Origin of the sequence: Hyphomonas sp., assembly GCF_018402285.1 — a bacterium.
Classification (GTDB): Bacteria; Pseudomonadota; Alphaproteobacteria; order Caulobacterales; family Hyphomonadaceae; genus Hyphomonas.
Genome location: NZ_JAGYJH010000003.1, coordinates 485,025 through 497,629, shown reverse-complemented (window position 1 = coordinate 497,629; position 12,605 = coordinate 485,025). Strand labels below are relative to the sequence as shown.

19 protein-coding genes are annotated in these 12,605 nt (G+C 62.4%); 10 read left to right on the top strand and 9 right to left on the bottom strand.

Features of this window, described 5'->3' with window-relative positions:
- Positions 1 to 10: 10 nt before the first annotated feature.
- The 4 genes from KG722_RS05090 to KG722_RS05075 all read left to right on the top strand — a co-directional run bounded on the left by KG722_RS05090 (position 11) and on the right by KG722_RS05075 (position 2,050).
- Entirely contained in the window at positions 11 to 310 is a 300-nt protein-coding gene (locus KG722_RS05090; protein WP_213270274.1) for a hypothetical protein, read from the top strand.
- Positions 311 to 345: 35 nt separating this feature from the next.
- Entirely contained in the window at positions 346 to 1,128 is a 783-nt protein-coding gene (locus KG722_RS05085) for a succinate dehydrogenase iron-sulfur subunit (protein ID WP_213270272.1), read from the top strand.
- 291 nt (positions 1,129 to 1,419) lie between these two features.
- Positions 1,420 to 1,620, top strand: coding sequence for a hypothetical protein (locus KG722_RS05080; RefSeq protein WP_213270270.1), 201 nt, complete (start codon positions 1,420 to 1,422; stop codon positions 1,618 to 1,620).
- A gap of 136 nt (positions 1,621 to 1,756) precedes the next feature.
- Positions 1,757 to 2,050: a hypothetical protein gene (locus KG722_RS05075; protein WP_213270267.1), complete on the top strand. Its 294-nt coding sequence runs from the start codon at positions 1,757 to 1,759 to the stop codon at positions 2,048 to 2,050.
- A 33-nt stretch (positions 2,051 to 2,083) separates the two neighbouring features.
- On the opposite strand, the gene KG722_RS05070 is transcribed toward KG722_RS05075, so the two are convergent.
- Genes KG722_RS05070 through KG722_RS05055 form a run of 4 tightly spaced genes read right to left on the bottom strand, consistent with a single transcriptional unit; the run spans position 2,084 to position 3,847 of the window.
- Positions 2,084 to 2,332, bottom strand: coding sequence for an HNH endonuclease (locus KG722_RS05070; protein ID WP_213270263.1), 249 nt, complete (start codon positions 2,330 to 2,332; stop codon positions 2,084 to 2,086).
- Positions 2,329 to 3,216 carry a bifunctional methylenetetrahydrofolate dehydrogenase/methenyltetrahydrofolate cyclohydrolase FolD gene (folD, locus tag KG722_RS05065; RefSeq protein ID WP_213270260.1) on the bottom strand — a complete coding sequence of 296 codons (888 nt, stop codon included), beginning with the start codon at positions 3,214 to 3,216 and terminating at the stop codon, positions 2,329 to 2,331. The genes KG722_RS05070 and folD overlap by 4 nt, the downstream gene beginning before the upstream one ends.
- On the bottom strand, positions 3,197 to 3,502 hold the full coding sequence (locus KG722_RS05060) for a DUF167 family protein (protein ID WP_213270257.1): 306 nt from the start codon (positions 3,500 to 3,502) through the stop codon (positions 3,197 to 3,199). The genes folD and KG722_RS05060 overlap by 20 nt, the downstream gene beginning before the upstream one ends.
- A 51-nt stretch (positions 3,503 to 3,553) precedes the next feature.
- Positions 3,554 to 3,847 carry a YggT family protein gene (locus KG722_RS05055; RefSeq protein ID WP_213270255.1) on the bottom strand — a complete coding sequence of 98 codons (294 nt, stop codon included), beginning with the start codon at positions 3,845 to 3,847 and terminating at the stop codon, positions 3,554 to 3,556.
- 176 nt (positions 3,848 to 4,023) lie between these two features.
- Here KG722_RS05055 and KG722_RS05050 point away from each other — a divergent pair, with 176 nt between their 5' ends.
- Positions 4,024 to 5,262: an MFS transporter gene (locus KG722_RS05050; RefSeq protein ID WP_300998243.1), complete on the top strand. Its 1,239-nt coding sequence runs from the start codon at positions 4,024 to 4,026 to the stop codon at positions 5,260 to 5,262.
- 9 nt (positions 5,263 to 5,271) lie between these two features.
- Here the strand turns inward: KG722_RS05050 and KG722_RS05045 are convergent, their stop codons facing one another.
- From KG722_RS05045 to KG722_RS05035, 3 genes are all read right to left on the bottom strand, one after another.
- Entirely contained in the window at positions 5,272 to 5,769 is a 498-nt protein-coding gene (locus KG722_RS05045) for a hypothetical protein (RefSeq protein WP_213270253.1), read from the bottom strand.
- 3 nt (positions 5,770 to 5,772) lie between these two features.
- Positions 5,773 to 6,036, bottom strand: coding sequence for a helix-turn-helix transcriptional regulator (locus tag KG722_RS05040; protein ID WP_300998242.1), 264 nt, complete (start codon positions 6,034 to 6,036; stop codon positions 5,773 to 5,775).
- A gap of 100 nt (positions 6,037 to 6,136) precedes the next feature.
- Positions 6,137 to 6,910, bottom strand: coding sequence for an SDR family oxidoreductase (locus tag KG722_RS05035; protein ID WP_213270251.1), 774 nt, complete (start codon positions 6,908 to 6,910; stop codon positions 6,137 to 6,139).
- Between the two features lie 139 nt (positions 6,911 to 7,049).
- Here KG722_RS05035 and KG722_RS05030 point away from each other — a divergent pair, with 139 nt between their 5' ends.
- From KG722_RS05030 to KG722_RS05010, 5 genes are all read left to right on the top strand, one after another.
- Positions 7,050 to 7,706: a hypothetical protein gene (locus KG722_RS05030; RefSeq protein ID WP_213270250.1), complete on the top strand. Its 657-nt coding sequence runs from the start codon at positions 7,050 to 7,052 to the stop codon at positions 7,704 to 7,706.
- Between the two features lie 69 nt (positions 7,707 to 7,775).
- Entirely contained in the window at positions 7,776 to 8,138 is a 363-nt protein-coding gene (locus KG722_RS05025; protein WP_213270248.1) for a hypothetical protein, read from the top strand.
- A 93-nt stretch (positions 8,139 to 8,231) separates the two neighbouring features.
- Positions 8,232 to 9,635: a dihydrolipoyl dehydrogenase gene (gene lpdA, locus KG722_RS05020; RefSeq protein WP_213270246.1), complete on the top strand. Its 1,404-nt coding sequence runs from the start codon at positions 8,232 to 8,234 to the stop codon at positions 9,633 to 9,635.
- A gap of 154 nt (positions 9,636 to 9,789) precedes the next feature.
- Positions 9,790 to 10,209 carry a GNAT family N-acetyltransferase gene (locus KG722_RS05015; protein WP_213270245.1) on the top strand — a complete coding sequence of 140 codons (420 nt, stop codon included), beginning with the start codon at positions 9,790 to 9,792 and terminating at the stop codon, positions 10,207 to 10,209.
- Between the two features lie 4 nt (positions 10,210 to 10,213).
- Positions 10,214 to 11,551 (top strand): AAA family ATPase, encoded by a 1,338-nt coding sequence (locus KG722_RS05010; RefSeq protein ID WP_213270242.1) that lies wholly within the window; start codon positions 10,214 to 10,216, stop codon positions 11,549 to 11,551.
- A gap of 6 nt (positions 11,552 to 11,557) precedes the next feature.
- On the opposite strand, the gene KG722_RS05005 is transcribed toward KG722_RS05010, so the two are convergent.
- Together KG722_RS05005 and KG722_RS05000 are read right to left on the bottom strand one after the other, a co-directional pair.
- Positions 11,558 to 12,241, bottom strand: coding sequence for an RDD family protein (locus tag KG722_RS05005; RefSeq protein WP_213270239.1), 684 nt, complete (start codon positions 12,239 to 12,241; stop codon positions 11,558 to 11,560).
- A 104-nt stretch (positions 12,242 to 12,345) separates the two neighbouring features.
- Positions 12,346 to 12,576, bottom strand: coding sequence for a hypothetical protein (locus tag KG722_RS05000; RefSeq protein WP_213270238.1), 231 nt, complete (start codon positions 12,574 to 12,576; stop codon positions 12,346 to 12,348).
- Between the last annotated feature and the right edge of the window lie 29 nt (positions 12,577 to 12,605).

Genomic DNA, 12,605 nt, shown 5'->3' with positions numbered 1-12,605 from the left:
CGGTGCCCAGATGAACCAGTACAAGACTGTTTGGGTTCGCGCCGGAAGACTGAAGAAGGAAGAGAAGAAACTCCTCGGACGGGGCAAGAAACTGGTCGACGATCCGCATCAGGCGGATATCGGCGAACTGGCCACCCTGATCGAGACCGCCTGCAACACACTGCACGAAGAAGGCTACGACGTCATTTCGGTATTACCGTCCGTAAGCGGTCATTCGGAAAAGGGAGTGATGAGCCAGGGTGGGTACGGTTTCGGATTTAGCATTACGGATGGCGCGGTAATCACAGCCCGCCGCAGGACAACAGAGTAGAAGACGGCACGCACAGCCCTCAGGGAATTGAAGACATGGTACAGCTGACCCTTCCCCAGAATTCTAAGGTCAAGAAAGGCAAGACCTGGCCCAAGCCCCAGGGCGCAACCAATCTGCGCGCCTTCCGCATCTACCGGTTCAGCCCGGAAGAAGGCGGCAATCCGCGCTGGGACACCTATTGGGTGGATATGGACCGCGCCGGCACGATGATCCTCGACGTCCTGATCTACATCAAGAACAACATCGACCCGACCCTCGCTTTCCGCCGCTCCTGCCGCGAAGGCGTCTGCGGCTCCTGCGCGATGAACATTGCCGGGCGCAACACCATCGCCTGCACCAAGGGCTTTGAAGAGCTCCCCTCGGGCGAAGTTGTCATCGCCCCGCTGCCGCACCAGCCGGTGGTCAAGGATCTCATTCCGGACCTGACCAATTTCTACGCGCAGCACGCCTATGTGCAGCCTTTCCTCAAAACCTCCACGCCCACGCCGGAAAAGGAATGGCGCCAGTCGGCCGAAGACCGCACGAAGCTTGACGGCCTCTATGAGTGCATCCTGTGCGCCTCCTGCTCCACGTCGTGCCCGTCCTACTGGTGGAACGGCGACAAGTATCTCGGCCCCGCCGCGCTGCTTCAGGCCTATCGCTGGCTGATCGACAGCCGCGACGAAGCCACCGGCGAACGCCTCGACGATCTGGAAGATCCCTTCAAGCTCTATCGCTGCCACACGATCATGAACTGCACACAGGTCTGCCCCAAAGGCCTCAATCCCGCCCAGGCCATCGCCAAGATCAAGCACATGATGGTCGAACGCGTCGCTTAATGCAGTTCCCGCTTTTTCAATGTTGCGCAGGCCCCTGAATCCGATGGCTCAGGGGCCTGTTTTTTGTCTGAGTTCGCGCGAGCATGTACCGCCATTCCGCTTTTGCGCGGGCAACAAGGCAGCACCCCGGTATATACTGAGGGTTACAAAACAAACGCGGATGAAAAATAAATAACAATTCCGTCTGCCTAGTTATGTTTGGATATTTTACTGAAATTTTTATTTGTTTTACTCCCACCGGATGTAATCCATCATTTGAGGGCCAGATATATTCAACGGAAGAATCTTTCCGTGGCAACGAAAGCCAAGACCATGGCCGACCACAAAAATCCGAACAACCAGAACAATCAGAATAACCAGACCGCCCCCAACAAGGGCGCCCCGATGACAGAACAGCAGAAGCAGGCCGCCGAAGCTGAGCGCACAAGCCACGCTCCGGGTTCGCAGGAAAAGCAGCCGGGCGCGCCTGGCACCGACGCTGACAAGAAGTAACATACCCTCGAACAGGCTTTCAGGAACTTCCCCTGCCTGAGAGCTCCTGTGAGCCGCTTCTGGCCCGATCGGGCGGGAGGCGGCTTACGCGTTTGTTCGCCTGCAAACCGCCTGCTCCAGCCAAGGATATGATCCCGTGACCAACCGCGTCTCCAAACGACTCGTCAACTTCCGGAAACCCTTCCGCCTCGACAGCATCGAGCGGCAATGGCCCGCTGGCAATTACACCATCGAGACAGAAGAAGAGCCCCTGGACAGCAATTCCTTCCTCGCCTACCGGACCGTCTGTACAACGATGATCCTGCATCCCCCTGCCGGCAAATCCGGCAAGCATATCTTCATGGAGATTGATGCCCCCGAGCTTGACGCCGCCCTGCTCCGCGACCGCGAAGAGGATGGGCCCAGCCAGAGCGAAAGCCTCTCGGCCTGAACCGGCCAGAACCGGCCTGAAGCAGGCGGGCCGTCAGCCACGCCCCTTCTTCCAGTTGCATTGGGCATGCGCCAGCTGGAGGTTTTCCGGCGTATCGGGTCCGCCCCGCGCCTTCGCCCGGATGTGATCAAAGCTCGGGCGCTGTTTCTTCCAGAGCGTGGCATGGGCCACCTCGAAGCGCTGGCGCGGCATGGGCTGCCCGCAAAGCGCGCACAGGCCGCCCTGCCTGTCCCAGAGTGCCTTGAACTGGCGCGTCTCTGGCGGTGAATGGCTCTGGCTCACAGGCCCTCCGGAACCGCCCATCCCCGCCGCGCGCAGGCTGCCAGCACCGTATTGCGCAAGAGGCAGGCAATCGTCATCGGCCCCACCCCGCCCGGCACCGGCGTGATGAATCCGGCCACTTCCGCGCAGCTCTCAAAATGGGCGTCCCCCACCAGCTTCGTCTTGCCCTCGCCCTTCTCAGGCGCGGGCACGCGGTTGATGCCGACATCAATGATCGCCGCGCCGGGCTTCAACCAGTCGCCGCGTACCATTTCCGGAAGCCCGACCGCCGGCACCAGAATGTCCGCAGACCGGCACACATTGGCCAGATCTGCCGTCCGGCTATGGGCGATGGTGACAGTGCAGTTCTCCGCCAGAAACAGTAGCGCCGCGGGCTTGCCCACGAGGATGGAGCGGCCGATCACGACCACATGTTTACCCGAAAGATCCTCGCCCAGCGCCCGCTTGGCGAGGATCACCGAGCCCGCCGGCGTGCACGGCCGCAAGCCCGGCTTGCCAAGGCTGAGGCGCCCGGCGGAAACTTCGGTCAGCCCATCCACATCCTTGTCCGGATGGATCTTTTCAATGGCCGCGTCGGCGTCTAACCCCTTGGGCAAAGGCAGTTGCAGGAGGATGCCGTCGACGTCTGCGTCCGCGTTCAGGCTTTCGATGAGGCGTTCGACCTCGCCCTGGCTGGCGGTTGCCGGCAGGCGGTGGTGGATGGAGACCATGCCAGCAGCCTGCGTCATCTTCACCTTGTTGCGGACATAGACCTCGCTGGCGGGGTCTTCCCCGACCAGGACAACAGCCAGACAGGGCTGGTCTGGAAGCGTGGAAACTGCGGTGGCCACTGCAGATCGCACATCTGCTGCCACGGCTGTGCCGTCAATCTTTACTGCTGTCATCGCTGCCGCCTGCCAATCCGCTGATCCGGGCCGCGAGCGCTTCTGGCCCTTCGATGTCGAGCCCTTTAGGGTGGTTCTTGCCGCCCGTCACCACCCTGACGGCAGCCTTCGGCAGGCCGAGCGCTTTTGCCACAAGGGCTTCGACGGCCGCATTCGCTGCGACATCAGCAGGAAGCGCGCGAACCTGCCGCTTCAGGATAGGCCGCCAGGCCGCATCCGCGGCCCAGCCATCGAGGCTGTAAGAAGCCGCCTTGGGCTGGACACAGACGGTCAAACGGTGACGCATCAGGGACAATCAGCGGCCATTTCCGGCCAGTCCCGTCCAAATGCGGCCAGATCAGAACGGCACCAGACCATAGCCATACCGCGCGATGACCTGGCGCAGGAAAAAGATAATCAGGAGGACGATCAGCGGCGTGATGTCGAGCCCCTGCATCTGCGGCAGCAGGTTGCGGATCGGGCGGTACACCGGCTCGGTCAGCCGCTCAAGCCCCGACCAGATCGACCGCACGGTCGGATTGCTCAGGCTGATGACATTGAACATGAGGAGCCAGGACAGCACAGCCTGGATGATGATGATCCAGGTGATGATGTTCAGGATCACCAGAATGACGTCAAGAATGGCGGCCATCAGACCCATCTCCGTGAGAATGCATTGCTTCGGGCCGAGACTTAGGGGGCGCCGCCCTCGGAGGCAAGCGCAGGGATGCCACGTCCGCCTGGCCGCCCTGCCCCGAGGAAAGGGTTTGGCAAGGGGTAGGTTGCGACATAGCTTGTGACACTACAGGTCCGGGGAACTTGCATCACATGGCAGACACCGAAACGCCGCTGCACCCGCTGACCCCGTTTCAGCGGGGCATGCTGATGCTGGCGACCATTGCCATGGGCGCGGGCATGAGCATCAATTTCGTCGTCGTCGCCCCGCTGACCCGCAAGGCAGGCCTCGGCGAGGTGGAGGTCGCCGCAATCCTCACCCTCTCCACCCTGCTCTATGCCGTGATGATACCGCGCTGGGGCCGCATCGCTGACCGGGTGGGCCGCAAGCGAGTGATGGTGTTCTCGCTGATCGCGATGGGCGTGACCAACATGGCTTTCCTGTTCACGTTGGAGGCAGGGCTCGCCGGGGTAATCACCGGCACCTCGCTGATGCTGACGCTGATCTTCGTCCGGCTGTGGTTTGGCCTGCTGACGCCGGGCCTGCAGCCGGCCTCGATGGCGGCGATGACGGATGCGACCACCACGCACGACCGGGCCGCGGGCCTCGGCATGCTCGGCGCGGGCATGAGCATCGGCTCGATCCTCGGGCCGGCGGGCGCCGCCGCGCTCGCACCCTTCGGGGCGCTCGCACCGCTCTGGGGAACGATTGTCTTTTGTATCCTGATCGGCATCCTTCTGGGCGTCACCCTGCCCCGCACGGTGAAACGGCCGAGGAATGCGGCGCGCCCCAAACCGCTCTCGATGTTTGACGCGCGCGTGCGCCCGCACCTCCTATTCCTGCTCTCCTATTTCATCGGTGTGGGGATGGTTCAGCAGACGCTCGGCTGGTTCATAGAGGACCGGTATGAGCTGGCCGGAGACAATCCGGCGGCTGTTGGCCAGACGGCTGTGCTGTATACCGGCATCGTCTTTTCCTGCATGGCGGTCGCCACCATCGCGGTCCAGTTCGGCTATATCTCGCGGATGAAACCGGACCCACGCAAGGTTCTCTGGATCGGCCTAGCGCTTGTGGCGGTCGGCTATATTGCCGCCGATGTGTTCCACGCTTTCCCCATTCTCTGCGCGGCGTTCCTGCTGATCGGGGCGGGCTCAGCGCTGGCCATTCCCTCGGCCAATGCGCTGGGCAGTCTTTCAGTCAGCCGCGAGGAGCAAGGGGCGGCGGCTGCCTTGATGTCAGCCGCGCCGCCGGCGGGGTTCATCTTCGGGCCCTTGATCGGGGCCGGGCTCTACCAGGTAAACCATGCCCTACCGCTGATTGCGTCGGCCTTGCTGGTGGGGTCGCTCGCTGTCTATGCAATGCTGGTGACGGCGCGCAAACCATTGGCGTAACGATCAGCTTCAAGCTTCGGCCGGCGGCGCCTTGCGGAAAGCGAGGACCGCGCCCGGCAGGGTGAAGCTCAGCAGGATCAGGCCACCAAAGATGGCGTTCCAATGGGCCCCGGTGACCGGGCGCCAGAGGTCGAGCTTGCCTGCCTCGGCCATGTCCGTCGTCAGCATCATGTAAAGTACGCCCATCAGCACGATGGCGGAGAATACCGAATGGGCCTGAAAGGCGGCGCGGTTGCGCTCGGAACTCTCCCGTTCATCAAGCTCGCTTTCCGGCTCCTGAACCTGGCGCTGGAGGCTGCTGCCGGCAAGGACCGCAAAGGCAATGAGCGCGGCCACGACCATCAGCAGTCCGCCACCGGCGAGCCATTTTTCGGCATCGCCGGAAACCGGGGCGAGTTGCAGGATGCAGCCCAGTGGATAGAAAAGATAGAGCAAAATCATCAGTAGCCGGACAGTTTCGATTGACAGCATCCGGCCATAGGGATGGGCTTTCGAGCGGATGAACATGGGTCAGGTCTCCGGATCTCTGAGGCTCTGGGCCAGAGGCGTGAAGGGTTTGAGGGAAAACAGATGCTCGACCGGCAGATCGAACAGGGCCGAAAGTTTCAGGGCAAGCTCGACCGAAGGGGCGTAGTCCCCGCGCTCGAGATAGCCGATTGTCTGGGGGTTTACCCCTACCTTCTCGGCAACATCCTTGCGGCTCAGGCCACGCTCGGCCCGGAACACGGAAAGCCTGTTGTAAACCACTGAGGAACTGCCTTTTGATTGCATCATATTATTGTGTTTAGACAACAATATGATGCAAGTCAACGTAAAAAATGCGCGCGGTTCTCACCGCGCGCCATGATCATGTTTAGTTGCCCGCCGGAGAGGACTACATCGCGCTGATGCCGCCATCGACTTTTAGTTCGGCGCCGGTGACGAGTTTGGATTCGTCCGAGGCGAGATAAAGCACGGCATAGGCAATGTCGTCGGGCTCGCCGACCTTGCCGAGGGGCACCTGGCGAGCGAGTTTCTGCAAGCCTTTTTCCTCGCCGAACATTTCCTTGATGCCATCAAGGATCGGCGTGTTGATGAATACGGGGTGGACGGAGTTACAGCGGATCTGGCCGCCGGTCTTGGCAAGGTGGAGGGCGATGGATTTCGACATGTGGCGCACCGCCGCCTTGGCCGTGTTGTAGGAGATATAGTTGGCGCTGGCGATGATACCGGCGATGGAGGAAATGTTGACGATGGAGCCGAGCCCATGGTCGCGCATCAGGGGGATGGAATACTTGCAGCCGAGGAAGATGGAATCGACATCGACCGCCTGCACTTTCCGGAAGCGGTCATAGGTTTCGTCCTCGACCGAGCCGAGGCCGCCGATGCCAGCATTATTGACGAGGATGTTTAAACCGCCCATCGCGTCATGGGCCTTCTGGGCGACATCCTTCCACTGCTCTTCGCTGGTGACGTCATGCTGAAAGGCAAAGGCTGTGCCTGCGCCATGCGCCTCGTTGATCGAGACGGCGACCTTTTCGGCGCCTGCGCCGTTGATGTCGGTGACCGTGACCTTGGCGCCTTCGCGGGCGAACATGCGGGCGGTTGCCTCGCCGAGGCCCTGGGCCCCGCCGGTGATAAGTGCCATTTTTCCTGAAACGCGGCCCATGGGAGCTCCTCCTGATTTTGTCTCCCGCCAGCCCTAGCAGCCCGCTTCCCTGCTCGCCAAGCCCGGCCTTTGCCCGATCGGTGAAATTTCAAAGACCCCGTTCAGCGAGGGCTTACCTTACCCATGTTAAGGGGGCGGGATGCCACGGCGCCTCATTTCCCTGCTGCTGACTGCCCTTGCGATCGCCTTTGCGTTCGGCGCGATGACGGCTGTGCGCTGGCCTTCCATCGTGATGGTCATGGGATGGATCGTGACTGAGGATGTCGCGGGTGGGCTCAATGACATCGACTGGCGCAAGCTGGGCATTGCCCATGGCGGGGCATATCTCCTGGCCGCTGTCTGCTACTATGCCGCCGCCGCGACGATTGCCGCGCGCAAGCCTGGCGCCGTGCTCTGGTACATCATGGGCATGGCCGCCTCGATCCCGACGATCTTCCTGGTGCATTTCGACCCTGAGTGGTGGCTGAACCCGAGCGCGGGTGAAGGCGCCATGGCCGGGCTTGCCGGCGCTGCCCTGCTGCTGCTGATCGCGGTGTGGGAGCTGCGCTACCGCTCGCCGGAGGAAGTCGCTGAGGAACGCGAGATGCTTGAAGCTGTCCCTGCCCCCGACTATCAGGCCGCGCCGGCGGTGGCCACGCCGCGCAAGCGCCGCCCGCCGGTTTTCGTGTCCGACGTCGTGGTACAGCGCCAGCGCGCGATGTTCATCGCCCAGGCCCGCCGCAAGAAACTGCGCCGCGCCGAAGCCATCGCCCGGCGCCGGGGAGAGCTGGACTTCGACGAGGACGACGAGAGCTAGTTCCCGTTGCCGACGCGCACGCTTCAGCCTACCCTTCCTGTCAACAATCGCCCGTTGGGAGGCAACACCATGCTGACATTTCGCCGTATTGCGGGCCTCGCGCTCGCCGCTCTTTCCGGCTGGCTGCTTTGGCAAGGGCTGGAGGGCGTTCTGATGATGACCTCGCGGGGCAGTTCGCTGGCCCAGTCGGTGGACCTGCTCAATGGCTGGCGGTTTGTCGCTTCGGGCATCGCGATCATCGGCGGCCTTCTGGCGGCGACCAGTGTGCGCTTCGGCGCGGTGGTCGCGCTGGTTGGCACATTGCTGTTTGCGGCGCTGGCAGCTGCCTTCATTCTGGCGGGGACGGATTCGAGCCTCTGGATGGATGAAGTCATCGGCGCGGCAGGAATGATCGTGCTGACGGGCGCTTTGCTGTTTATCCGCAGACGCTAGGTCCAGTATCCGGCCTTTGCAGATTGATTTTGGGCTGAGAATGCCTAGGTTGGCGCCAGATTCGGACCAGCCTTCTCAAAGGAATATTTTCCCATGGCAGACACCTATGACGTCGTCATCATCGGCGGCGGCCCCGGCGGCTACAACTGCGCCATCCGCGCCGGCCAGCTTGGCCTCAAGGTTGCCTGCATCGAGATGCGCGGCACGCTCGGGGGTACCTGCCTAAACGTCGGCTGCATTCCGTCAAAAGCGTTGCTGCACACGTCCCATCTTTTCAGCGCCGCGCAGAACGAGTTTGCAGCTCTTGGTATCAAGACCGGCAAGGTCGAGCTCGATCTGGCACAAATGATGGGCCAGAAGGACGAAGCGGTTGAGGGCCTGACCAAGGGCGTTGAGTTCCTGCTCAAGAAGAACAAGGCCGAATACATCAAGGGCAAGGGCAAGATCCTTGGCAAAGGCAAGGTTGAGGTGGCGCTGGCAGATGGCGGCACCCGCGTGCTGGAAACGAAGAATATCGTCATCGCTACGGGCTCCGAGCCTGCCACCCTGCCCGGCATCGAGATCGACGAGGAGCGGGTTGTCTCCAACACCGGCGCGTTGAGCCTCAAGGCCGTGCCGAAGAAGCTGGTGCTGATCGGCGCGGGCGTGATTGGCCTGGAGATGGGCTCTGTCTGGGCACGTCTCGGCTCGGAAGTGACGGTAGTGGAGTATCTTGACCGCATCCTGCCGCCCGCCGACGCAGAAGTCGCCAAGGAAGCTGAGCGCACATTCAAGAAGCAGGGCCTCGCCTTCAAGCTCGGCACCAAGGTGACCGGCATAGAGAAGACCAAGACCAAGCTGAAAGTTGCTGTTGAACCTGCCAAGGGCGGCACGGGCGAGACGCTGGACGCCGATGTCGTGATCGTCGCCATCGGCCGCAAGCCGTATACGGAAGGCCTCGGCCTGGAAGCCGTGGGCGGCAAGACCGATAAGCGCGGCGTGATCGAAGTGACCGATCATTTCAAGGTGGCAGACGGCGTCTGGGCGGTGGGCGACTGCATCCCCGGCCCGATGCTGGCCCACAAGGCCGAGGACGATGGGACGGCCGTGGCCGAGCTGATCGCGGGAAAGGCCGGCCATGTGAACTACGACCTCGTGCCGAGCGTGGTCTACACCAATCCGGAAATCGCCTGGGTCGGCAAGAATGAAGAAGAACTGAAAGCCGCCGGGATCGAGTACAAGAAGGGCAAGTTCCCCTTCATGGCAAACTCCCGTGCCCGGACGAACCATGAGACCGGAGGTTTTGTGAAGATCCTCGCCGACAAGAATACAGACCAGATCCTCGGCGCGCACATGATCGGCGTCGGCGTGGGCGAGATGATCGCCGAGGTCTGCGTGGCGATGGAATTTGGCGCGGCATCGGAAGACATTGCCCGCACCAGCCATGCCCACCCGACGCTATCGGAAGCCGTCCGCCAGGCGGCGATGGGCGTTGAAGGCTGGACGATGCAGATGTAAAGTCCGCCCCTGCCCCGGCGGCATGTCAGGTTGTGACAGCCGAGGCAGTGCATGGCAGGCGTGCACAGCTGTGTTTTACCGCGCTTGGCGCTGGACGGGGGCGCCCCGGCCTCTTACTTTGGCGGCCATGTATACTCACTTCGGAGCCGGATGGATGATCAGGCCGCTGGAAGCAGCGGACATCCCCGAATGCCGTGACATCTTCACGGATTGCCTGACGGATATGCCCTGGCGGGAACGCCACCGGGGGCAACACCTTGCCTTGCGCCGGGCGCTGGAAACCCAGCCCGCCTGGGTGGCCGAGGAGCCCAACGCCGGCATCATAGGCTTCCTTACTCTGCAGGTGCCGACAGATTATGTCGACCATCTGTTCGTGGACCGCGACTGGCGGTTCTGTGGCGTCGCCCGCGGGCTGCTGGAAGTTGCCCGGCAGGACGCGACCGGCGCGCTGAGCCTCGACGTGGATTCCGAAAACATGACGGCCCGCCGGGCCTATGAAGCGCTCGGCTGGCAGGTCGTGGCCAGCACCGGCGGATCAGGCCGAGCGCGCCAGATGCGCCTTGTCGGCCCCTGAGGGGATGAGTTCTGCCACCCCGGATGCGGTCTATGCCGCGCCTGCCGAATGGGTAGCGCGGGGGGCGGGCGCGCAGGGGAACCTCTTCCTGACAGGCCGCGCGGGCACGGGCAAAACCACGCTCTTGCGCAAATTCCTCGCCGAGGCGGGCGACAAGGCCGTGGTGCTTGCGCCGACCGGCGTGGCTGCGATGAATGCCGGCGGGCAGACGATCCATTCCTTTTTCAAGCTGCCCCCGCGCCTTGTGGAACCGCAGGACATCCGCCGGCTGCCGAATGCGCGGGTGGTGCGCGCGGTGGAAACGGTGGTGATCGACGAGATTTCCATGGTCCGCGCCGACATGCTGGACGCCATCGACCGCAGCCTGAAGCTCAATCGCGGCTCCAAGCGCCCTTTCGGCGGTGCACGGATGATCCTTTCGGGAGACCTACACCAGCTGCCACCCGTGGTCTCCTCCCAAGAAGGGCCAATCCTGGCCGACCGGTATGGCGGGTCGTATTTCTTCAATGCCCCGGTCTTCCGGGAAGCGGAGTTTTCCCTGCTGGCGCTGAAACACGTGTTCCGGCAGGCAGAGCCACGCTTCCTTGCGCTGCTCGGCGCGCTACGCTCAGGCCGCGTGACGCCGTCTGATGAAGCTATCCTGCAGGGGCTCGTTTCCGGGCGTTCAGCCGCGCAGGCGTCCGAGACGCATGTCGTGCTGACCCCGAACAATGCCAATGCCTTCCGCATCAACCAGTCCCGGCTTGCGGGCCTCAAGGGCGAGCGCAAAGTTTTTCCCGCTACCGTTCAGGGCCAGTTTGACGAGAAGAGCTATCCCACCGAGCTTGACCTTGAACTCCGGGTCGGCGCGCGGGTGATGATGATCCGTAATGACCCCGAAGGGCGCTGGGTGAACGGGTCTCTGGCACATGTGGCCGGCTTTGGCTCGCGGACCGTGATCGTGGAGATTGACGGGCGCGCCTATGAAATCGAACAGGTGGCGTGGGAGAAATACCGCTACGATTTCGAGATGGATACCAAGAAAGTGAAGCGCGAAGTCGTCGGCACCTTCAAGCAGATGCCGCTGCGCCTTGCCTATGCCGTGACCATCCACAAGGCGCAGGGCCTGACCCTCGACAAAGTGTTCATCGACTTTGATTCCGGAATGTTTGCCCACGGACAGGCCTATGTCGCCTTCTCCCGTGCCCGCACGCTGGAAGGCCTCGAAATTTCGCGCCCCCTGCGCCCGCGCGATCTGGTGCTCGACCGCGACGCCTTCGCCTTTGGCGAGCTGGACAAGATCGACGAGACGCCCGCCTATCTTCTGGCGAAATTCCGCAAGGATGAAGGCGTGCTCGTCTAGCCTTCCTCAGGCAAACACGTCACCGACCTGCGCCGCGCCGCCGCCGGGCATGCGCTTGCGCACCATCGTAGAGCTCATCATATCATGGACGCAGCGCTTGTCGGGTTTGAACAGGCCGATGAAGTAGCCGATATAGAACGGGATTATGTTGACAACGAAGCGGCCAAGTGTGTTGCGCATGATGACGCCGCCGAGGCCGGGCTTGGTGCCATCCTTCGCCGTGACGACTGCGCCGACCATCATCTTGCCGAGCGTTGCCTGCAGCGAGGATGCTTCCATGGCGATGTTGTACACGCACTGGATGAAGGCAAAGAGCAGGCCGTAACCAAAGAGGGTGACGGCGGCCATCGATTCTTCCGGGCTGCCTTGAGGGGCGACGATATAGGTGCTGACCGCCGCGCCGAGCTGAGCATTGAAGACCAGATAGATGGCAAACCAGATCAGCAGCTCATCCACCAGGCGGGCGACGACCCGGCGCCCCCAGACCGGCTTGCCGGCGCCGGCGGAAACCTGAACATCCGCGCCGTCCCAAGGCATTGCCGAGGAACGCTCCGGACGCGCGCGCTTGACGTCCTGCTCGAGGAACGCCCGGGCCGCAATCGAAAGATCTGCCTGGCTGGCAGCTCTAGCAAACCGGCCCTGTTGCGAAGGCGCCACCTTCTTTCCGAATGTTGGACGTTGCGCCGTCATGCCCGCTACTCCCCCGTTTTCGGGATGGACACTAACCGAACAAGATGTAGGGCCCGCTAACGCGGCAAACTTTTTCCGAGAAGGGGTTTAAACCACGGAATGCTTCAGGCGAGGCGGCGGATTTCTTCTGCCAGATCGCGTTCCTTATCGGTCACAATCTTTTCAAGCACACGCACCCGGTCCTTCAGGCGGTCGACATCCGCCTTCATCGATGCAAGCTCGGCCTGGCTGGCCATGTCGGCCGGCGCGTTAGACCGCGCCTTGATCCAGGTGTTCAGGATGCCTGCGCCAACACTGATGGCAACAATGGCGACAACCATAGTAAACGGGTCCATGTGGCGCCTCCTTATGCGCAGGTTGAGTT